Below are 21252 nucleotides of genomic sequence, written 5' to 3' on the forward strand. Positions count from 1 at the left end.
CTAGCTGAGTCTCACTGCGGCGGAGGGCGCTTCTGCGCCTTTCCTCCCGGTTTTTCCAGACTTGAGGTGGCCTTCGCCCGGGAGCATAGCCGCATCCATGAAGAACCTAGAAAAAAAGATCATGCAGGCTTTTGAGGATCGGATCTTCGAAGGTGCCCTGCCCGGAGAGCTGGAAGGACTGGACGACGCCGAGCGCACGGAAGTGGCGCGGTTCGTCGCGGAGACAGCGGCCGAACGCCCGCCGCAGACCGTGCGGCTCAATCTCGAAACCTATCAGGACGACGCCAGCCGCAAGATGCGGCTCGCCGTCATCAACGACGACATGCCGTTCCTGGTCGATTCGATCGCGGCGGCGATCGCCTCGTTCGACCTGAGCATCTTCCGCATCATTCACCCGATTTTGCCGGTCGAACGCGACGCCAAGGGCGTGGTGACCGATATCGGCGAGAAGGCGAAGGATTCGCAGCCCGAATCGATGATCTACATCGAAATGGAGCGCGCCGACGCCCGCACCCGCCGCGCGCTGACCAGCGAGATTGAGCGCGTGCTGGAGCATGTCCGCGACGTCGTCTCCGATTGGCGCCCGCTCCAGCAGGCGCTGTCGATCGACGGCGCCCGCGTCCCCTCGCGCGAAGGCGAGGCGCTGCTGCGCTGGTTCGCCGACGATGCGATGACGCTGCTCGGCCATGAGAAATGGTCGGTGAGCGGTGAGAGCACCGACCAGATCGGCCTCGCCCGCTACACCCATGACGTGCCGCTGCTCGCCGATACCTCGCGCAAGCTGGCGGTCGACTATTTCGAGATGGGCGGCGAGATTCCGCTGCTCCTCAAGTCCAACGCCACGTCCACCGTCCATCGCCGCGTGCCGCTCGACATCGTCGTCACGCCGCTGATGACCGGGCAGGAAGTCACCGGCCTGTCGATCCATTACGGGCTGTGGACCAGCCAGGCGCTCAACACCCCGCCGGCGATGGTGCCGATGCTGCGCGGCCGGCTGGAGATGCTCGAATCGAAGTTCGGCTTCGATCCCTCGGGCCATACCGGCAAGGCGATGACGCACGCACTCACCGGCCTGCCGCACGACCTGACCACCGCCTTCGATCTCGAAGCGCTGGAGAGCCTGGTGCTCACCGCCATGTCGGTCGCGGATCGCCCGCGTTCGAAGCTGGTGCTGGTGCGCAGCACGCTGGGTCGTCACCTCTTCGCCTTTGTCTGGCTGCCGCGCGAGCAGGTCGCCGCCGGCCACCGCGAGACGATCGGCAACATGCTGACCGAGGCCGCACACGCCAAGATGATCAACTGGTCGATCGCGCTGGAAGACGGCGTGCTGGCGCAGCTGCGCTACACGCTCGACCTGCGCGGCGACACGACGATGCCCGACGAGAACGAGCTCGACGCGCGCATCGCCCGCATGGTGCGCGGCTGGGCGCCGGCGGTGGAAGCGTGTTTGAGCGAGATCGCCGGCAGCGGCGCCGCCCGCCTGTCGCTGCGCCTCGCCAACGCCTTCCCCGATGTCTACCGCCTCACCCACACGCCCGAGGAAGCCGCGCAGGACATGGTGCGGATCGGCGGGCTCGAGGACGAGCATGCCCGCTCGGTGCGGATCGTGCCGCTGCAGGGCGAGCCGGGCAAATACCGGATCAAGCTGTACCGCCTGGGCGGCGCACTGGCGCTGTCCGATGCGGTGCCGGCCTTCGAGAATTTCGGCTTCCGCGTACTCGAGGAAGTGCCGACCGAGCTGACCAACGGCGCCTTCATCCACGACTTCAAGGTCGAGCCGGCAACCCCCAGCACGATGCTGGACCGCAATCCCGCTATCGTCGAGGCAGCGGTTGCCGCAGTGCTCGAAGGCCGCGCGGAGAACGACCTGTTCAACCGCCTGATCGTGGAAGCAGGCCTCAACCCGTCCGCCGTGGTGCTGCTGCGCGCCTGGTTCCGCTATCTGCGCCAGACCGGCATGCTCTATGGCCTCGGCACCGTGGTCGACGCGCTGCGCCGTGCCCCGCTCGTTGCGCTCGCGCTCGTCGACCGTTTCGAGGCGGCGCACAACCCTGCGCGCAGCGGCGAGGCCGATGCGGTCGCACTCGCGGAAAAGGCGATCGACGCGGGCTTGGCGCAGGTCAACGCGATCGACGACGATCGCATCCTGCGCCTGTTCAAAGGCGTGGTGCTGGCGACGCTGCGCACCAATGCCTTCGCGCCTGCTGGCGCCGAGGCGCTCGCGTTCAAGCTCGATTCGGCCAAGGTGCCGGGCCTGCCCGCCCCGCTCCCCTGGCGCGAGATCTGGGTGTACAGCCCGCGCGTCGAGGGCATCCATCTGCGCGCCGGCCCGGTCGCCCGCGGCGGCCTGCGCTGGTCCGATCGCCGCGACGACTTCCGCACCGAAATCCTCGGCCTGATGAAGGCGCAGCGCGTGAAGAACGCCGTCATCGTGCCGACCGGCGCCAAGGGCGGCTTCTATCCGAAGCACCTGCCCTCGCCCGCCGCCGATCGCGACGCCTGGCTGGCCGAGGGCACCGAGAGCTACCGCATCTTCATCCGCGCGCTGCTCTCGATCACCGACAACATCGTCGCGGGCGAGGTGGTGCATCCCGAGGGCGTGACGATCCTCGACGGCAACGACCCCTATTTCGTCGTCGCGGCGGACAAGGGCACCGCGACCTTCTCGGACGTCGCCAATTCGCTGGCGATCGAGCGCAATTTCTGGCTGGGCGACGCGTTCGCCTCGGGCGGCAGCGTCGGCTACGACCACAAGGCGATGGGCATCACCGCCAAGGGCGCCTGGGTCTCGGTCCGCCGCCACTTCCTGGAAATGGGCACCGACATCCAGTCGGAGCCGGTGACCGTCGCGGGCGTGGGCGACATGTCGGGCGACGTGTTCGGCAACGGCATGCTCCTGTCCAAGGCGATCAAGCTGGTCGCGGCCTTCGACCATCGCCACATCTTCCTCGATCCCACACCGGACGCGGCGAAGAGCTGGGAAGAGCGCGCCCGGATGTTCGCACTGCCGCGCTCGAGCTGGGCGGACTATAACCCCGACCTCATCTCCGAGGGCGGCGGCGTGTTCGCGCGCACCGAAAAGTCGATCCCGCTCAGCCCACAGGTGAAGGCGCTGCTCGACCTCGATGTCGACAGCATCGATCCCAACGGGCTGATGATCGCGATCCTCAAGGCGCGCGTCGGGCTGCTCTGGTTCGGCGGCATCGGCACCTATCTGAAGGCCGCGAGCGAGAGCAACGGCGAGGTGGGCGATCCCGCCAACGATCGCATCCGCATCAATGCCGAACAGGTCCGGGCCCAAGTGGTGGGTGAAGGCGCGAACTTGGGCGTGACCCAGGCGGCGCGTATCGCGTTCGCGCGCAATGGCGGCCGCCTCAACACCGACTTCATCGACAATTCGGCCGGCGTCGATTGCTCGGATAACGAGGTCAACATCAAGATCGCGCTCAACCGCGAGATGATCGAGGGCCGGCTCGGCTTCGAGGACCGCAACGCGCTGCTCGTGTCGATGACCGACGACGTGGCGCACCTGGTGCTGGAAGACAACCGCCTCCAGACGCTGGCGCTCTCCTTCATGGAGAATGACGGCGCGCTCGACCTGCCCAGCTATGTGCGGGTGATCGAGATTCTGGAGGCCAGCGGGCGGCTCGACCGCGGCGTCGAGGGCCTGGGCTCGAACGAGGACCTGCTGCGCCGCGCGCAGGATGGCCGCGGGCTCACCCGGCCCGAGCTGGCGGTGCTGCTCGCCTCGGCCAAGCTGGCGCTGCAGGACGCGATCGAGCAGGGCGAACTCGGCCATGATCCGGCACTGGTCGGCGATCTCCATGCCGCCTTCCCCAAGGCGATGCAGGAGCGCTTCGGCAAGGCGATCGACGAGCATCGCCTGCGCAATGAAATCGTCGCGACCAAGCTCGCCAATCGCGTGGTGAACCGCCTCGGCGTGCTCCACCCGTTCGAGCTGGCCGAGGAAGAAGGCGCGTCGATGCGCGACATCGCCGCGATGTTCGTCGTCGCCGAGCGGCTGCTCGGCCTGCCGGCACTGTGGGAAGCGGTGGAAACCGCCGAGATCAGCGAAGGCGCCCGTGTCGCGCTGCTCGACGAGCTGGCGGTAGCGGTGCGCGGACAGATCGCCGATCTGCTGCGCATCACGCGTCCGGGCGCCAGCCCGGCCGAAGTCATCGCGCGCCTGCAGCCCGGCATCGACGCGCTGGGTCGCGAGACCAGGAGCCTGATGCTCACCGAAGTGCGTGCCCAGGCCGATCGGATCTGCAGCAAGCTCACCACGGCGGGCGCACCGGCCGAGCTGGTCGACCGCGTCGTCCATGTGTTCGAGCTGGACGGCTGCATCGGTCTCGCCGATCTCGGCCAGCGCAGCGGCGTCGACGAGGTGGTGCTCACCCGCGCCTTCACCTCGCTCGGCCAGGCGCTGGGCCTCGACTGGGCGCAGGCGACCGCGGCGCGGATCACCACCGGCGATGTGTGGGAACGCCTGCTGATCGCCGGCCTGGCCCGCGACTTCCAGCAGCTGCGGCTCGACTTCCTCGGCCGCGTCGACGGGCAGGACCCGCAGGCGACGGTGGACGCGTGGCTCGCCGAGCACCGCGCCCGCGTCGACCAGTTCAGCGCGCTGGTGCGGCGCGCTCGCCAGTCGGCGGTGCCGAACGCGGCGATGCTGGCGCAGATCGCGGGGCAGGCCCGCGTGCTGCTCGGCCGAGAGTGAGGTCAGGACCCGCTGCGCCGTTCCGGCGCGGCGGGTACCCCCTAGACGTTCAGTGCCGTCAGCATCTCCAGCAGATCTTCCGGGAAGATCGGCTCGTCATGCGCGGCTATTTCATCCCGCGTGAACCAGCGCCAGCCGCGCATCACCCGCTGCTCAAGCGCCGTATGGCCGGCGGTATCGATCGCCTCGGCTTCGGTGCGGACGAGGAAATAGCGCTCGTCGGCCCAGACTGGCACGCCCTCGATCGTCACGAACTCGACGACGCGCTGGGCAACCTCCGGCCCGGGCTCGGCGCGGATGCCGGTCTCTTCCCATAGCTCGCGCCGGGCGGCGGCATCATAGCTCTCGCCCGGGTTCACCGCGCCGCCCGGCGTGCACCAGAAGGGCGGCCGGTCGCTGGGATCGAAGCGGAACAGCAGCACCCGTCCCGCGCCGTCGAGCAGCAGAATCCGCGCCGCCGGGCGCGCGACACGTTCCGTGCTCATTCGCCCGGCGCGGTCGCCTTGATCGCCAGCGCATGGATACGCGTGGCGAGCAGGTCGGCGAGCGCATGGTTGACCTTGCGCTGGCGGGCGACGCGGTTGAGCCCGGTGAATTCGGGGCTTTCGATGGTGACGGTGAAATGGCTTTCACCGGTGCCATCGTCGCCCAGGTGCCCGCGATGCTGGGCGCTGTCGTTGCTGACATGGAGCTGCGAGGGGGCGAGCGCGGTGCGCAGGCGATCGGCGATAAGATCGGCCAGAGGGCCGGTAGCGAGGTCGGTCATCGCGCCTATATAGGCGGTTTGTTCGAGGGAGTCGCGTGGCTAGCCGTCCGCCGAAAAAGGATCGTCCGAATGCCCGTTTCCATGGTCGCGTGGAAGCGGAGGGGAGATTGTGCGCAGAGCCGGGCTGCAATGCGGCCGGCGAATTCCGCGCGCCGCCGCTGGAAGGCGCGCGCAGCGGCTTCGACGGGCCGCCGCAATTCCGCTGGCTGTGCCTGGACCATGTCCGCGCGTTCAATTCGGGCTACAACTTCTTCTCGGGCATGAGCCCCGACGAGATCCACGAGGCACAGCGCCCGATCGCGGGCTGGGAGCGCGAGACCCGCGCGTTCAGCGCCAACCCCGACGTGCCGCCGCGCTGGGCCGATTTCGCCGACCCGCTCGACGCGATCGGTGCACGCTTCCGTGACCGGATGAAGGATCGCGGCGAGCGCAAGGACGGGCGGCCGCTCTCGGGCGCGGATCGCGACGCGCTGAAGGTGCTCGACCTAGAGATCGACTGCGACCGAACGGCGCTGCGCAAGCGCTATTCGGAGCTGGTGCGCAAGTTCCACCCGGACCGCAATGGCGGCGACCGCAGCCACGAGGCGCGGCTGCAACGGGTGATCGCGGCGTATCAGCAGTTGAAGGGGTCGGCGGCCTTCGCTTGAGGTTTCTCGGCGCGGGGAAGCCCCCTCCACCACGCCGCTGGCGCGGCGCGGTCCCCCTCCCCCGCTTCGCGGTGGAGGAAACGCTTTCTTCGGCGGCAGCCTCAGTGTTTCCTCTCCCGCGAAGCGGGGGAGGGGGACCGCCGCCGAAGGCGGTGGTGGAGGGGGCCAGCCGCGAATTTCGTTCTTTATTCGTTCCGCGAAATGCGGCATCCTCCAGCCGACCCAATCGGCAGGGAATCGCCCAATGCGTCTTCGTGGAACCCCGCGTACCCGCAGCCTAGCCCGCAAGCTCCGCCGCGAAATGTCCCCCGCCGAGCGCCGCCTCTGGCGCCATCTGCGCGGAGACCCCGAAGGCCTCCACTTCCGCCGCCAGCATTAGGCCGGCCCCTATATCCTAGACTTCTACTGCGCCCGCGCCCGCCTCGCGATCGAACTGGACGGCGCCGGCCACGCCCATGGCGACCAACCCCAGCATGACGCCCGCCGCGACACCTGGCTCGCCGCCTACGGCATCACCACGCTCCGCATCCCCGCCGAAGCCCTGCTCCACAATCTAGACGGCGTCCTCCGCCACGTTCTGGACACGGCACGCCGCCGTCACGCCGCAACGCCGCTTACCAGCCCGAACAGCGCCCCATCCGGATCGAGTGCCTGGACGATGCGCTCGCCGCCGGGCACGTCCATCGGCCCGTTGATCACCGTGCCGCCCGCCGCCTCGATCCGCCCTTTCGCCGCATCGACATCGTCTACCCGGACATAGAAGCCCCAGCCCGTCGGGCCTTCCGCCATACGAGGCATGATCGCGCCGATCGGCTCGCCGCCGTCATGGCCGATGAAGCTGTACTCACCGAGTTCGCCCATCGGCATCCCGCCCATCCGGGTGAGCCCAAACTGGCGATGGTAGAAGCCGAGCGCCGCCTCGGCATCGGGCGTATGCAGCTCGTTCCAACCGACATGGCTCATCCCACGCCGCTGATAGACGGTGCTGGTCGCCCCCTCGGTCGCCCCGCGCATCACGTAGAACGGAATGCCCTGCGGATCGGTGACCATCGCGATCCGGCCGACCCCGGGCGCGTCCCAGGCCGGCACCATCACCTTGCCGCCCTCGCCGACGATCGCTGCGACGCTCGCATCGACATCGTCGACACCGAAATAGGCGAGCCAGGTCGGGCTGGCCCCCGCCGCCAGCATCGCGGCGTCGAGCTGCAGCATGCCGCCGGCATTGCCGTCCGGCGCCACGATCATCCGATAGTCGGGCCCGCCCGGCGGCGGCGCGCCGACCTGCCAGTCCACCACCGCGCCATAGAAAGCCGCTGCCTTGTCCGCATCGCGCGTCATCAGTTCGTACCAGATGATTTCGCCCTGCCGATTGGTCATGTCTCACTCTCCCCTGCCGTCAGCCTTTGCCGCGATCGACGATCGGCTCGAATCCGCCCCAGAACATGCGCTTGCCGTCGAACGGCATCGTCCGCCCCTGCATCTCGGGGGCTTCCATCAGCTTGCCCCAGCCGCCATCGCGCGTCGGCTTGTCCGGCCACAGCACCCAGGCGAAGACCACGGCCTCCCCCTCCTCGGCCAGCGTCGCGCGGTAGAAGTCGGTAGCGGTGCCGTGCGGCACGTCCTCGCTCCAGGTCTCCATCACCCGCGTCGCGCCGAATTTGAGGAACAGCGCCGCCGTCACTTCGGAGAGCGCGCGATATTCTTCCTTTTTCGCCTCGGGCACCGGAATCACATATCCGTCGAGATAGGCCATGGTCGCACTCCTTCAGGCAGGTTCGGGCATTTCGATGCGCAATTCCGCCAGCTGCGCCTCGATCGCGGCAAGGAACGCGGGTCGCGCGAGGCAGCGCTGCTGATACGCGGCCAACAGCGGGTGCGCAGCGAGCATGTCGGTATGGTCGAGCATCCGCAACGCCGAGGCCATCAGCAGATCCCCGGCGGTAAAGCGCCCCTCCAGATAGTCGCGCGTCCCCAGCGCCGCAGCAAGCTGGCCGAGCCGCTTTTCGACATCCGCAACCAGGCTGGGACGGCGAAGCCGGGCCCATTCCTCGCCCTGCGCGAACCGGTCGACGGTGGCGAGTTCCATCAGCATCGGCTCGACGCTGTTGAGCGCCGCGACCGCCCAGCTGAGCGCCCGGGCCCGGCCGACGGCATCGCGCGGCAGCAGCGCCTCGGATCGCTCGGCGATATGCAGTACGATGGCGCCTGATTCGAACATGCGCACCGCACCTTCGCGATAGGCGGGCACCTGGCCGAAAGGCTGCTCGGCGAAATAGGCCGCCGGCCGCGCCACCGTGCTGACCGGATCGGTGCGATAGCCGATCCCGGCCTCCTCCAGCGCCCAGCGGACACGGAAATCGCGGACATAGCCACGGGCGAAATCGGGCACCCAGTCCAGGGTGACGATCTCGATGGGGCTTCCGGACTGAACAGGCATGCTATCCTCTCCTCTGATTCAGGCGTCACCCTCGCGCTTGGCACCCTTGAGCAGCGCGACGATCGCCATGGCGTGGCCGTGCCCCAGCCCGAACTCTTCCTTGAGATCGGCGACGATTGCCCCCGCCTTCACCCCGGCGCGCAGGCCGGACGCATCCGCCCAGCCCTTCTCGGTGGCATAGCTGCGGAAATCGTCGGGGCTGCGGCCGGTCTTGGCCTGGATGTTGTCGAGATAGGCCTGGAACGACATGGTCGGTCTCCTTCTCGGTTCAGGCCGGTTCCGCCTGCGCCATCGCTTCGGGCAGCGCGGTCATGTCCATATAGCCGGGCTCGAAAATGTGCCCGTCGGGGTCGCTGAAGGTGCGGCCGTACATGAACCCCATGTCCTGCGGGGGACGGACATCGCCGCCGCCACCCGCGGCGACTGCGGCTTCGACCATGCGATCCACCGCCTCCCTGCTATCGAGCATGATCGCGATCAGCACCTCGGTCACGGCGGTCGCATCGGCCACCGTCCGCGGGGTGAAGGTCTGGAAGAAGTCGAGGTGGAGCAGCATGAAGCTGAGCGTGTCCGAGAACACCATCGCGCTCGCCGTCGGCCCGCTGAACTGGGGGTTCTTCGTACAGCCGATCGCCTCGTAGAAGGCGGTCGCGCGCGGCACATCGGCCACCGGCAGGTTCACGAACACGGCGTTCGGCATCGCTTTCTCTCCCCTTCAGCGCGGCTTTCGAGTCGCACCCTGCTTGATTCGTGCCGCGTCTGATCCTAAAAAACAACCGTGAAGTTAGAAAATATAACCAATCCCAAACGCCGCTATGACGATGCCTGCGGCACCGCCCTCGCGCTGGAGTTCGTCGGCGAGCGCTGGGCGCTGCTGATCATCCGCGAATTGCTGCTCGGCCCGCGCCGCTTCGGCGAGATCCGCGCCGGGTTGCCGGGACTGAGCGCCAATGTGCTCACCCAGCGGCTGCAGGGGCTGGAAGCCGATGGAATCATCCAGCGTGAGAAACTGCCGCCGCCGGCCAGCGTGCAGGTTTATGCGCTCACCCCCTGGGGATACGAAGCAGAGCCGGTGGTGATGGCGATGGGTCGCTGGGCACTGCGCTCGCCCCGGCACGATCCCTCGCTCCCCTTCTCGCGCGTCTCGCTGATGCTGGCGCTGCGGATGCTGCTGCTGCCGGACAAGGCGGCGGGCTGGGCTGGCCGCATCGGCTTCCGGCTGGGCGAGGAGACCTATCGCGTCACCGTGCACGATGGCGCGCTGGCGATCGATCGCGGCACGCTCGCGGACACCGAGGCGGTGTTCGTCGGCGAACCCAACGACTTTCTGCCGGTGCTGTTCGGGGTCATGCCGCTGCCCATGGCACTCGCCGAGGACAGGTTCGTTGTCGAAGGCGACCTGGCCCGTGCCGCCGCCTTCGCCACCCTGTTCCTGCTGCCGCCCAAGATCGGCGCCTGAACCCTCCCCTTCGGACATGCGGTTGCAGTGCGGCAAACAAGCCACTAGGTCCGGTGCGACTGAAGGATTTGATATGGCCGACATCCCCAACACCCAGCCCGATAGCCGGGACTCCACGATCCTCGCCGCACCCGACAAGATGGTGAAGGTGCGCGACCTGTTCGGGATCGACATCGACATGGAAGTCCCCGCGTTCAGCGAGGCGGACGAGCGCGTGCCCGATCTGGACCCCGCCTATGTGTTCGATCCGGACACCACCCTCGCGGTGCTGGCCGGCTTCGCGCACAATCGCCGCGTGATGATCCAGGGCTATCACGGCACCGGCAAGTCCAGCCACATCGAGCAGGTGGCGGCGCGGCTCAACTGGCCGTGCATCCGCATCAACCTCGACGCGCATATCAGCCGCATCGATCTGATCGGCCGCGACGCGATCGTGCTCAAGGACGGCCAGCAGATCACCGAGTTCCGCGAAGGCCTGCTGCCCTGGGCGCTGCAGACCCCGACGGCGCTCGTGTTCGACGAATATGACGCGGGCCGTCCGGACGTGATGTTCGTGATCCAGCGCGTGCTGGAGACCGAGGGCAAGCTGACCCTGCTCGACCAGAACCGGGTGATCCGCCCGAGCCCGTGGTTCCGCCTGTTCGCCACCGCCAACACGGTGGGCCTGGGCGACACCAGCGGCCTGTATCACGGCACCCAGCAGATCAACCAGGGCCAGATGGACCGCTGGAACATCGTGGTCACGCTCAACTATCTGCCCGCCGCCACCGAGGCGCGGATCGTGCTCGCCAAGTCCGGCGAATATGACAAGCCGGGCGGCAAGGAGACGGTGGAGAACATGGTCCGCGTGGCCGAACTCACCCGCCGCGGCTTCATCAACGGCGACATCTCGACCGTGATGAGCCCGCGTACCGTGATCACCTGGGCGCAGAACGCGCTGATCTTCGGCGATATCGGCTTCGCCTTCCGCCTGTCGTTCCTCAACAAGTGCGACGATGCCGAGCGGGCGCAGGTGGCGGAATATTACCAGCGCGTGTTCGGCAAGGATCTGCCGGAGAGCGTGGTCGGGCGGGCGTAAGCAAACAGATCCTCCCCGCCAGGGGGAGGTGGCGCGCAAAGCGCGACGGAGGGTGAGGATGCCAGAACCTCCCGGGCCGTCGTGCTTCCTCCCCCTCCGAGCCGCTACGCGGCCCACCTCCCCCCGGCGGGGGAGGAAACGCTTGATGATTATGCCCGATGGCTATCGAGCCGCCAGCGCAGCGCGCGGACGAACGGCTCGGGATCGTCCAGCCGGAAGGCGATCGCAGAGCGAGGTCGCCGCCCCGGCAGCGGCTCGTGCAGCCGCAGCACCAGGTTCGGCCAAGCAAGCAGCCCCGCGTTGAGCGTCGCCTTGTCCTTCACCAGCGCGGAGTCGAAGCTGGTCTCGATACGCGCGATGGCGTTGTACGGCACGAACCGGTCGATCAACAGCCCGGCGCGCACCCGCACGCCCTCCGGCGTCAGCAGCACCGGGTACAGGCGGAACGACTTGATCAGGGCAATCATGTAGATCAGCCCGACGTCGCTCAGCACGAACAGCACATACGCAGCAAGTGCGCTCCAATGGGCGAGCAGCAGATGGTGGATCGCAACCTCGATCGCCTGCAGCGCGAGCAGCGTCACCGCCATCGGCGTCAGGTGCCGGTGATAGGCAAAGCTCTGGCACCCGGCAGGCACGTCCGGCGCCGCGCCCCAGCGGAACAGGCCGAGATGGAGCAAGCGCAGCTCGGCCGCCGCCAGCCGGACGAGCGGCGGCGGCAACAGCTCGGACAGGGCGGCGATCCAGCGCGCCTCGGCAGCTGTCCGGAAGCGGCCCCAGGCGGCACGGGCGCCCCAGCCGAGATGGACCACCAGCACGATCGCCATCGCGCCCGCCAGCATCGGCAGGCGCAGCAGCCCGCCCCGCACCACCGGTGGCGCCGCGACCAGCACCGCGAACACCGCCAGCGCGAGTCCAGCGACGATCTGCCGCGGAGCCGGACGGCGGCGCGGCGCGCGTACGATCAGCGACAGCAGCCGGCTGTCGCTCGCGATCCACAGGAAGAGCAACCCGGCAGCAAGCGGATGCGCGCTCGCCAGCGGTGTCCGCACGGCCCAACCCGCGAGGAACAGCGCCGCGATCGGGAGCAGCCGTGTCCATAGGTCTGAGCGGCGGGTCGCAAGCGGCGCGGCGGTCATCGGCCTTTCCCCAAGTTGGCGGCCCTGCATAGCAGGATCCGCGCCGATCCGCAGCGCTCAGGTCTGCAACCGGCCGGAACTGTCCTGCAGCAGCCAGAAGCGGGTGTAGCGCTGCAGCCGCGGCAGGATGATCCATTGCAGCGTCGCGGTGAGCAGCAAAGAGGAGGGCAGCAGCTGGAGCGGCAGCGGTGCGTCCTTCAGCACGGTGCGCACGCCCAGACTGACGAGCAGCAGCACCGGGAACACCGTCAGCCAAGTGGTGACGAAGCGCTTCCACTTGCTCGCGCTGGCATCGCTCGGCAAGTCGAAGGCGATGCGATCGCCGGCCTGGATCTGGCGCAGCGCCGTGGACCAGCGATCGGCGATCGCGACATGCGCGCGCACCGCGTCGCTGTCGTGCCAGGCCTCGGCGCTGTCACGATCCTCGAAGCGGAACAGCAGGTGCTGGAAGCCGGCGGTCTGGCCGAGGCGGACAGCCGCGCGATAGCCCGGTGCGGCCTCGGCCAGATCGTTGAGCGTAGCGGCCCAATCATCGAATCCCTGCTCGTGCCCGGCGCGAATGGCGCGGCTGGTGACGACGGTGGCGGTTTGCGCTGGATCGGCTGGCATAGGGGCAGAACGCCTCCGCGGGGCATCGCGTTGCCCTGGGCACCACCGCGTCAGTCGGCGTTATCGAACTTGCGAACTTCGATCCGCGTCTCGTCGAATCCATCCAGCAAGCGAGCGTTGATTCCCATCTTGCCAAAGTCCTCGCCCAGCGTCGCCCAATGGGTGCCGCAACCGCAGGCGGGACAATGATGAATGCCGATCATCCGGTCACCCCAGACATAGGCCACCGTCTCGCCGGTGATGCGCACCTGCTCCGGCGGGTAATAGGCGACGCGCCAGGCGGTCCGGCGGCAGAGCGAGCAGTTGCAGTCCGCCACCCATTCGGGCGCGCTCGACACCTCAAGGCGGATTCGGCCGCAATGGCAGCTTCCTTGCACGGGCATGGCCCACCCTACCGGTACGCACCGGCCGGCGGCAACCAGCGTCTACGCGTCTGCCCAGCGGCGCAGCAGATTGTGGTACACGCCGGTCAGCGCCACCACCTCGGCATGGCCCTGCCCGACTTCGCCGACCAGCCCCTGGATCGAGCGATCGAGGTCGAACAGGATCCGCCGCGCGCCGTCGTCGCGGACCATCGATTGGAGCCAGAAGAAGCTGGCGACGCGCGCGCCGCTGGTCACCGGCGTCACCCGGTGCAGGCTCGACGAGGGATAGAGGATCGCGTGCCCGGCGGGCAGCTTTACCGATTGCGCGCCGAACAGCCCCTCGATGAGCAGTTCTCCGCCCTGATAGGCCTGCGGGTCTTCGAGGAACACGGTCATCGACAGGTCCGAGCGCACGCGGAACTCGCTGCCGCGCTGGATGCGCACGGCGTTGTCGACATGCAGCCCGAAATTCTGGCCGCCCGCATAGCGATTGAACAAGGGCGGGAAGATCTTGAGCGGCAGCGCCGCAGCGATGAACAAGGGCGAGCGCGCCAGCGCATCCAGGATGATCGCCCCCGCCTCGCGCGCGGCTGGGTGGGTCTCCGGCAGCTGCTCGTTGCGCTTGGCCAGCGCCGCCTGCGGGCCCGAGGTGACGTTGCCGTCCACCCATTCCGCCGCATCCACCAGCGCACGCACGCGCGCAAGATCGGCGGGCGAGAGCAGATCGGGGATCGGGATCAGCATGCACACACTCCTGCGCGGGAAAACATCCTGCCCTATGATCGTCCCGCGCCTTGCGGGACATGCGCCAGATCAAGGGCGGAGAAAAGAAGCGGCCCCTCCCGGCCTGCACCGGAAGGGGCCAAGGCGTCGCGGCCTTCGCGATCAGAAGCGATAGTTGAGGCTCAGCACCGCCGAGCGGCCGTCGCCCGGGGTCGCCCAGCCATTGTTGCGGATGCGCGTGTAGTAGAGTGAGTCGGTCGCGTTCTTCACGTTCACCTGCGCCGACAGCGCACGGGTGATCTCGTAGGAGAGGAACGCGTTGTGGACCCAGTAATCGGGGCTGTAGAACACCTGGGTCGCGCCCGCCGCCGGCAGGTTGAGCGCCGCCTTGCCCTGATAGGTCACGCCGTAGCCGAGCGTGAGACCGATCGGCAGACGATAGGTGGTGAACAGGCTGCCCGAATGGTCCGGCGTGTACTGCAGCGCGGCGTTCTTGGCATAGTCGATCGTGCCCGCCGGGCTGTTCTTCGCAATGCCGCGCAGCACCGTGCTGTCCAGATAGGTGTAGTTGGCGGTGACCGACCATGCCTTGGTGATCTGGCCGACGGCGCCCAGCGCGATGCCATCGACCCGCGACTTGCCGTCGAGCTGCTGCTCGGGGACCAGCGGGTCGCCGGTGGCCACCTTGTAGTTGGTCCGCTCGTTGCGGAACAGCGCCGCGGTGAGCAGCAGGCGCCCGCCGAACACTTCCGCCTTGCCGCCGACCTCATAGTTGCGCGCGGTTTCCGGATCGACGTTGCAGGTCAGCGCGGTGCACGATCCGTTGACCGATGTCTTCGACGGCGTCTTCGAATTGCCATAGGCGACATAGAGGCTGATCGCCTTGACCGGCTTGTAGACCAGGCCCGCACGATACGAGAACAGCTTGTCGTTGTTGTAGAAGGTGGTGCCCGGCGTCACCTGGCCCAGCGTCGCCGTCGTGGTGGAGACGGTGTCGGCGCGGTAGCTGCCGTCGTTCGATTCCCAGCGCAGACCGCCGTTGATCTCGAAATGCTCGCCGAGCTTCATCGTGTCGAACAGGTAGACGGCATAGTTGGTCAGCTCGCCGGTCTGCCGCGCGCTTTCGATGAAGTTGATCGGGCCGGTATAGACGTTGCTGCCATAGGTCCGCGCGATGCCGCTCGCCGCAGCCGGACCTGCCACCACCGCGTTCGGATTGGCGATGCTGATCAGCGGGTAATAGAGCAGCGGATTAGTGCCGTCGGCATTGCGCAGCACATTGCCGGTGGAAAGCGCGAACTTCTCCCAGCTCGCCGAGGCGCCCAGCGTCACCGAATGCTCGATGAAGCCGGTGTTGAACCGCGCCATCAGGTCGACCTGGTCATAGGCGAGCTGGTTGCGGGTGTTGCGGGTGTTTCCGCGCGGGCCCGAGGCATAATAATAGCCGGCCGGCACCGTCAGCGTGCCCGTGGTCGCGCCGGTGAAGGCGACGGTGCACGGCGTGCCGGTGGGGGTGAGGCCGTTCGCCAGGCACCAGGTGCCCTGGGGCGGATCGACGATGCTGTGCTGGGTCACGTCCTGCCAGCGCGTGACGTTGCGGATCGTCACCCGATCGGTGAAGTGATGCTCGAAGGTCGCGGTCGCCTGGTCGACATTGCTCTGCTGCGTGTCGACGTTGCGGAAGCCGTAATAGCTGCTGCGGCTCACCCCCGGCAGCGAACCGCCCGCGACCGAGAAATAGGGCACGCCATATTGCGGCGTGTTGTCGTCTTCCTGGTGGAGATATTGCAGCGTCAGCTTGGTCGGGCTGTCGATGCCGATCGTCACCGCAGGCGCCACGCCCCAGCGCTTCATCGTCTCGACATCGCGGCCGGGCACGTCGTTGTCATGCTTCATCGCGTTGAGGCGGAAGGCGATCAGGTCGTTGACGCGCACGTTCGCGTCGACCGTGCCGCGGTAATAATTGTCGGTGCCGATGCCGCCCGAGGCGAGGATGCGGGTGTTCGCCTGCGGCTTCTTGGTGACCATGTTGATCGAGCCGCCGACCGAGCCCGCGCCGTTCTGCACCGAGTTGGGGCCGTTGACGACTTCGAGCTGCTCGAGGTTGAACGGATCGGTGCGGGTGTACTGGGCGCTGTCGCGGATGCCGTCGACGGTGATGTCGGTATTGGCCGAATAGCCGCGCAGGTTGATCGAATCGCCATAGCCGCCGCCGCCTTCGCCGGCACCGAAGGTGATGCCCGGAACGGTCGACAGCATGTCGCGCAGGGTGAGCAGGTTCTGTTGCTCGATCACCTCGTTGGTGAGGATGGTGATGGTCTGCGGCGTGTCGCGGACCGGGCGCGTCGCCTTGGGCGACTGCTGGTGGGGCGAATAGGGCTGGCCGTTGACGATGATGGTATCGCGATCCTGGGCGGTGTCGTCCGCTACGGCGTTGGTGGTCGCGCCGTCCTTCGCATGCTTGTCGTCGGCCTGGGCGGGCGCCGAGACGAGGAAGCCCACACAGGCAAGTGCAACGAATGCCGGCGCGCTGGCCAGCGTCGCGGAAGTGCGATTCACGTAATTCCCCTTTGAACGTCGTTACGCAGTCGCTTATTGCGACCTATTCGCATTGTCAATGCGACTGCGAGCGATTTGCATAAAGACCTATCGCAGGGTCGCTGGTTCGCGAAGCGCCGGGAAAGCACCTCGGAGTCGGCCTCTCTAGACAGAGTAAAGTACGCTGCCGACATCAGCGCGGCGCAGTGCTGGCATCGTCACATACGGCCGTTAACCCGTATTTATCTGATTTATTTCACCCAGCCTCGGCGGGAAGATCGGCCGAGGAGCATATTTAATTGTTGGACAAACGCGGCGTGCGTGCCGATACTCTGCCAAAGCAAATAATGGGGAGGATTGGATGCGTTCACGCTCGTTGAAACGTCGGCCCGCACTTGCGCTGTGCATGGGCCTCACGCTGGCTGCGCTGCTTGCGGTACCGCTGCCGGCGCTCGCGCAGAACGACAAGATGGCGGTGATCGCTACACCGTCGCAGCCCAGCGCGATCGAGCTGGGCACCGGCCCGCTGCCCGGCGCCACCGCGACCGAAAGCTGGCACAGCCAATATGGCAGCGTGTTCGCCCGCAACGTGACGGTGGCGACGCTCACGCCCTTCCTGCCCGATCCCGCCAAGGCCAACGGCACTGCGGTGATCGTGGCACCCGGCGGCGGCTTCACCTCGCTGTCGATGCAGAATGAAGGCTGGGATGTCGCCAAGGCGCTTGCCGCGCACGGCGTTGCCGCCTTCGTGCTGAAATACCGGCTCAACCAGACCCCACAGGACCTCGCCGCCTATGAGGCCGCGATGAAGGCACGCTTCGCCGGCGGTGGCGGCGGCCCGCCGCGCGGTGCCGATCCCAAGGCAATGATGGCCGGGATCGCCACCCAGGTGACCGACGCACGCGCAGCCTTCGCGCTGGTGCGCAAGCGCGCGGCCGAGTGGCATGTGCAGCCTGACAAGGTCGGCATGGTCGGCTTCTCGGCGGGCGCGATGCTCACGCTAGCGACCGCGCTTGACGGGCAGGATGCCAAGCCCGCCTTTATCGGCACCATCTATGGCCCGATGAGCAATTTTCCGGTGCCAGCGGACGCGCCGCCGCTGTTCATCGCGCTGGCCGCCGACGACCCGCTGTTCGGCAATACCGGCTTCGGGCTGATCGATAGCTGGCGCGGCGCCAAGCGGCCGGTGGAGTTCCACCTGTTCGAACAGGGCGGCCACGGCTTCGGCATGTACCCGAAGAAGACGACGAGCACGGGCTGGTTCGACGAGTTCGTTCGCTGGATGACGATGCACGACTGGATCAAGCCGGGGGCGTAAGCTGGACAGGGGGCTCACCGCCGCTAGGGCGGGGGACACGCCGTTGCACCCAAGTCCCCCTCACCCTTCCCACTGCCTTCGGCAGCGGGCCAGCATCGGGTCGGCGCGGGGCGCTGTTCACCCGATGCTCCTCTCCCACAAGGGGAGAGGGAAAAGTGGCGTCCTGCTCCCTCTCCCCTTGTGGGAGAGGGAGGGAGCCGCGAAGCGGCGGAACGGTGAGGGGGACACGGAATGGGTTGCTACACCCGTCGCACCCCCATCAGCCACGTCCGGATCGCACTGGCGAGGTTCGGCGGCTCCTCCGCGCTGATCCGCGCATGGTCGATCGCCGCGACCAGCGCGCTCAGCGGCAGCGCGGCGTCCACCGCCGCCGCTTCCAGCGCCGCCCAGAAGATCGGCTCGAGACTGATCGAGGTCGGATGCCCGGCGATGGTGATCGAGCGCTTTACCGGCCCGTGAAAGCCCCCCGGCGGTGCCGTGATCTCCAGCCCCACCGCGGCTTCACTCAGTGTCGAACAGCGCGGCCAGCTGCTCGACCATCGTGCCGGCAAGCTGCTCGGCATCCATGATCGTCACCGCGCGGCTGTAATAGCGGGTCACGTCATGGCCGATGCCGATCGCCGCCAATTCCACCGGCGAGCGCGCTTCGATCCAGCCGATCACCTGGCGCAGATGCCGCTCCAGATAGGAGCCGGAGTTCACCGACAGCGTCGAATCGTCCACCGGCGCACCATCCGAAATGACCATCAGGATCTTGCGATCCTCGGGCCGTGCGATCAGCCGGCTATGCGCCCAGAGCAACGCCTCGCCGTCGATATTCTCCTTTAGCAGCCCCTCGCGCATCATCAGCCCGAGCGACTTCTTGGCGCGGCGCCACGGCTCGTCGGCCTGCTTGTAGATGATGTGGCGCAGATCGTTGAGCCGGCCCGGCTGCGCGATCCGCCCCTCGCCCAGCCATTTCTCGCGCGACTGGCCGCCCTTCCAGGCGCGGGTGGTGAAGCCGAGCACCTCGGTCTTCACGCCGACGCGCTCCAGCGTGCGGGCGAGGATGTCGGCGCTGATCGCCGCGATCGAGATCGGCCGCCCGCGCATCGAACCCGAATTGTCGATCAGCAGCGTAACCACCGTGTCCTTGAACTCTGTGTCACGCTCGATCTTGTAGCTGAGCGACTGCATCGGGTTCACTACCACCCGCGCCAGCCGCGCCGCATCGAGCAGACCCTCGTCCTGGTCGAAGTCCCAGCTGCGGCTCTGCTGCGCCATCAGGCGCCGTTGCAGTCGGTTGGCGAGCTTGGTCACCGCGCCCTGGAGATGCACCAGCTGCTGATCGAGGTACGAGCGTAAGCGCTCCAGCTCGTCGGTATCGCACAGGTCGGTGGCGGCGACGACTTCGTCGAACTGGGTGGTATAGGGGCGATATTCGAAGCTCGGCGGCAGGTCGCTCCACGGGCGGTTGGGGCGGACGGGCATCATGCCCTCGTCGCCGTCATCGCCCGGCTCACCGTCGCCGTCGTCCATGCCTTCGGACTCTTGCTCCTGGTCGCCTTCCTCGCCCTGTTCGGACTCGCGCTGCTCGCCGCGCGCTTCGGTCTGGCCCTCGCCCTGCTGCTGCTGGGACTCGCCTTCCTCTTCGCCCTGTTCCTGCTGCTCTTCCTGGCCCTCTTCCTCGCCGCCGCCTTCATCGGCTTCGTCGGGGACCATTTCGCCTTCGGTCAGCTCCAAATCCTGGAGCAGCTTGGCGGCGAGCGCGGCAAAGGCGTTCTGGTCGTCGATCGCCATCGCCATGGCGTCGAGATCCGACCCGGCCTTCTCCTCGATCCAGTCGCGCACCAGCGCCAGGCCCAGCGCGGCGCTGGACGGCGATTCGCGGCCGGTCAGCCGCTCGCGCACCATCAGCCCCAGCGCGGTCGAGAGCGGCACTTCGTCGCGGGTGCGGGCGCGGCCGATCGGGTCCGAGCGCAGCCGCATCGCCAGCGCCTGCTCCAGATTGTCGGCAATCCCCGCATAGCCGCGCGAACCCAGCGCCTCGACGCGGGCGGTCTCGATCGCATCGTACACCGCGCGGGCGACCGGCTCGCGGGGTGCGGTGCGGCCGTGCAGGTTCGCATCGTGGTGGCGCATGCGCAGCGCGAAGCTGTCGGCAAAGCCGCGCGCCTCGGCGACCTGCTCGGGCGGCAGGGTGCGCGAGGGCATCGGCACCTTGACCGTCTTGCCGCTCTGGAACGGCGCATCGGCGGTAAAGCCGAATTCGAGTTCGTCGGCACCCGAAAGCGCGCGCGCGGTGCCCGCGAGCACGTCGCGAAGCCGGTCGAGAGGATTGTCCTGCGCCATCCCTCCCACATGCGCCGCATGGGCCAGAAGTCAAGGAATCCGGGTTGGAGGTGGACCATGGGACAGCCGCAGCACTGCGGAGCGGATCGGATTGTCCCCCGCCCTGCTCCCTTTATCCGACAAATGCGCAAATCACGCTTTGGCGGGGCGCCGGCCCGCGCTAGTGCGCAATCGTCTGTCTTTCCTGAATGAGGACGCTTGCATGAAGTTGCTTCGCTACGGCCCGCGTGGTGCCGAAAAGCCCGGCATCCTGGATGCCGAAGGCCGCATCCGCGACCTGACCGGCCTGGTGCCCGACCTGACCGTCGACGTGATCGAGCGGATCCGCGCGGTCGATCCCACCACGCTGCCGCTGGTCGAAGGCGATGTCCGCCTCGGCGTGCCGGTCGCCAATATCGGCAAGTTCCTCGCGATCGGCCTCAACTATGCCGATCACGCCCGCGAAGCTGGCCTCGAGCCGCCGCCCGAGCCGATCTTCTTCACCAAGGCAATCTCGTGCCTGACCGGCCCGAACGATCCGGTGATGATCCCCAAGGGCTCGCAGAAGAGCGACTGGGAAGTCGAGCTGGGCGTGATCATCGGCAAGACCTGCCGTTACGTCGACCAGGCCGATGCGCTGGACCATGTCGCGGGCTTCGTCCTCGCCAATGACGTGTCCGAGCGCGCCTTCCAGAAGGAGCTCGGCAGCCAGTGGGACAAGGGCAAGGGGTGTGATACCTTCGGCCCCGTTGGCCCGTGGCTGGTCACCCCGGACGAGATCGCCGACTGCCAGGCGCTCGACATGTATCTCGACCTCAACGGCAAGCGCATGCAGACCGGCAACACGTCGACGATGATCTTCCCGGTGGCGGAATGCATCGCGTACATGAGCCGCTTCATCACGCTGCACCCCGGCGACCTGCTGATCACCGGCACGCCCCCGGGCGTCGGCGAGGGCCAGAAGCCCGAGAAGATCTTCCTCAAGCCCGGCGACGTGATGGAGCTGGGGATCACCGGCCTCGGCACCCAGCGCCAGGACGTGATCGCGTTCGATCTGGCTAAGCTGGAGGGGTAATTCCCGCCATCACCCTCACCCTTCCGGCGCTTCGCGCCTCCCTCCCTCTTCCAAAGGGAGAGGGAATA

Annotated in this window: 20 protein-coding genes and 1 pseudogene; 7 read left to right on the top strand and 14 right to left on the bottom strand. The window is 67.6% G+C overall.

The window, feature by feature from the left end:
• The first annotated feature begins 97 nt into the window (after positions 1 to 97).
• A complete protein-coding gene (locus tag ABIC35_RS03260; RefSeq protein ID WP_121071705.1) occupies positions 98 to 4720 on the top strand; it encodes an NAD-glutamate dehydrogenase in 4623 nt (1540 codons plus the stop codon).
• Positions 4721 to 4761: 41 nt separating this feature from the next.
• Here ABIC35_RS03260 and ABIC35_RS03265 read toward each other — a convergent pair whose 3' ends face one another.
• Positions 4762 to 5205 (bottom strand): NUDIX hydrolase, encoded by a 444-nt coding sequence (locus ABIC35_RS03265; protein WP_121071706.1) that lies wholly within the window; start codon positions 5203 to 5205, stop codon positions 4762 to 4764.
• Positions 5202 to 5486 (bottom strand): BolA family protein, encoded by a 285-nt coding sequence (locus ABIC35_RS03270; RefSeq protein WP_121071707.1) that lies wholly within the window; start codon positions 5484 to 5486, stop codon positions 5202 to 5204. Before ABIC35_RS03270 ends, ABIC35_RS03265 begins: the two co-directional genes overlap by 4 nt.
• A 35-nt stretch (positions 5487 to 5521) precedes the next feature.
• On the opposite strand from ABIC35_RS03270, the gene ABIC35_RS03275 reads away from it, so the two are divergent.
• Complete coding sequence (locus ABIC35_RS03275) at positions 5522 to 6133, top strand: J domain-containing protein (RefSeq protein WP_121071708.1); 612 nt, start codon at positions 5522 to 5524, stop codon at positions 6131 to 6133.
• 244 nt (positions 6134 to 6377) lie between these two features.
• Positions 6378 to 6704, top strand: a pseudogene (locus tag ABIC35_RS03280) (endonuclease domain-containing protein); the annotation flags it as partial.
• Between the two features lie 26 nt (positions 6705 to 6730).
• Here ABIC35_RS03280 and ABIC35_RS03285 read toward each other — a convergent pair.
• Genes ABIC35_RS03285 through ABIC35_RS03305 form a run of 5 tightly spaced genes read right to left on the bottom strand, consistent with a single transcriptional unit; the run spans position 6731 to position 9270 of the window.
• Complete coding sequence (locus ABIC35_RS03285) at positions 6731 to 7510, bottom strand: VOC family protein (protein WP_121071709.1); 780 nt, start codon at positions 7508 to 7510, stop codon at positions 6731 to 6733.
• 19 nt (positions 7511 to 7529) lie between these two features.
• A complete protein-coding gene (locus tag ABIC35_RS03290; RefSeq protein WP_121071710.1) occupies positions 7530 to 7886 on the bottom strand; it encodes a DUF1428 domain-containing protein in 357 nt (118 codons plus the stop codon).
• Between the two features lie 12 nt (positions 7887 to 7898).
• The gene (locus tag ABIC35_RS03295; RefSeq protein ID WP_121071711.1) at positions 7899 to 8570 is read right to left on the bottom strand and encodes a glutathione S-transferase family protein; all 672 of its coding nucleotides are present in this window, start codon (positions 8568 to 8570) and stop codon (positions 7899 to 7901) included.
• Positions 8571 to 8588: 18 nt separating this feature from the next.
• Positions 8589 to 8819, bottom strand: a complete 231-nt coding sequence (locus ABIC35_RS03300; protein ID WP_121071712.1) for a DUF4287 domain-containing protein — start codon at positions 8817 to 8819, stop codon at positions 8589 to 8591.
• Between the two features lie 19 nt (positions 8820 to 8838).
• Positions 8839 to 9270, bottom strand: a complete 432-nt coding sequence (locus ABIC35_RS03305) for a VOC family protein (RefSeq protein WP_121071713.1) — start codon at positions 9268 to 9270, stop codon at positions 8839 to 8841.
• 78 nt (positions 9271 to 9348) lie between these two features.
• Here ABIC35_RS03305 and ABIC35_RS03310 point away from each other — a divergent pair, with 78 nt between their 5' ends.
• Positions 9349 to 10029: a winged helix-turn-helix transcriptional regulator gene (locus ABIC35_RS03310; protein ID WP_121071714.1), complete on the top strand. Its 681-nt coding sequence runs from the start codon at positions 9349 to 9351 to the stop codon at positions 10027 to 10029.
• A 73-nt stretch (positions 10030 to 10102) separates the two neighbouring features.
• Positions 10103 to 11107: a cobaltochelatase subunit CobS gene (cobS, locus tag ABIC35_RS03315; protein ID WP_121071715.1), complete on the top strand. Its 1005-nt coding sequence runs from the start codon at positions 10103 to 10105 to the stop codon at positions 11105 to 11107.
• 149 nt (positions 11108 to 11256) lie between these two features.
• Here the strand turns inward: cobS and ABIC35_RS03320 are convergent, their stop codons facing one another.
• From ABIC35_RS03320 to ABIC35_RS03340, 5 genes are all read right to left on the bottom strand, one after another.
• Positions 11257 to 12246 carry a hypothetical protein gene (locus ABIC35_RS03320; protein WP_121071716.1) on the bottom strand — a complete coding sequence of 330 codons (990 nt, stop codon included), beginning with the start codon at positions 12244 to 12246 and terminating at the stop codon, positions 11257 to 11259.
• 57 nt (positions 12247 to 12303) lie between these two features.
• Positions 12304 to 12855, bottom strand: coding sequence for a hypothetical protein (locus ABIC35_RS03325; protein WP_121071717.1), 552 nt, complete (start codon positions 12853 to 12855; stop codon positions 12304 to 12306).
• Positions 12856 to 12905: 50 nt separating this feature from the next.
• On the bottom strand, positions 12906 to 13238 hold the full coding sequence (locus tag ABIC35_RS03330) for a GFA family protein (RefSeq protein WP_121071718.1): 333 nt from the start codon (positions 13236 to 13238) through the stop codon (positions 12906 to 12908).
• A gap of 42 nt (positions 13239 to 13280) precedes the next feature.
• Complete coding sequence (locus ABIC35_RS03335) at positions 13281 to 13964, bottom strand: Fe2+-dependent dioxygenase (protein ID WP_121071719.1); 684 nt, start codon at positions 13962 to 13964, stop codon at positions 13281 to 13283.
• 141 nt (positions 13965 to 14105) lie between these two features.
• Complete coding sequence (locus ABIC35_RS03340; RefSeq protein ID WP_354278287.1) at positions 14106 to 16502, bottom strand: TonB-dependent receptor; 2397 nt, start codon at positions 16500 to 16502, stop codon at positions 14106 to 14108.
• A 340-nt stretch (positions 16503 to 16842) separates the two neighbouring features.
• On the opposite strand from ABIC35_RS03340, the gene ABIC35_RS03345 reads away from it, so the two are divergent.
• Positions 16843 to 17799, top strand: a complete 957-nt coding sequence (locus tag ABIC35_RS03345) for an alpha/beta hydrolase (protein WP_121071720.1) — start codon at positions 16843 to 16845, stop codon at positions 17797 to 17799.
• Between the two features lie 239 nt (positions 17800 to 18038).
• Here ABIC35_RS03345 and ABIC35_RS03350 read toward each other — a convergent pair whose 3' ends face one another.
• On the bottom strand, positions 18039 to 18287 hold the full coding sequence (locus ABIC35_RS03350) for a ribbon-helix-helix domain-containing protein (RefSeq protein ID WP_121078861.1): 249 nt from the start codon (positions 18285 to 18287) through the stop codon (positions 18039 to 18041).
• A gap of 13 nt (positions 18288 to 18300) precedes the next feature.
• Positions 18301 to 20130, bottom strand: coding sequence for a cobaltochelatase subunit CobT (gene cobT, locus ABIC35_RS03355; protein WP_121071721.1), 1830 nt, complete (start codon positions 20128 to 20130; stop codon positions 18301 to 18303).
• Between the two features lie 202 nt (positions 20131 to 20332).
• Here cobT and ABIC35_RS03360 point away from each other — a divergent pair, with 202 nt between their 5' ends.
• Positions 20333 to 21184 carry a fumarylacetoacetate hydrolase family protein gene (locus ABIC35_RS03360; protein ID WP_121071722.1) on the top strand — a complete coding sequence of 284 codons (852 nt, stop codon included), beginning with the start codon at positions 20333 to 20335 and terminating at the stop codon, positions 21182 to 21184.
• Positions 21185 to 21252: the final 68 nt, after the last annotated feature.

The organism is Sphingomonas trueperi (genome assembly GCF_040545965.1).
Lineage (GTDB): Bacteria > Pseudomonadota > Alphaproteobacteria > Sphingomonadales > Sphingomonadaceae > Sphingomonas > Sphingomonas trueperi_C.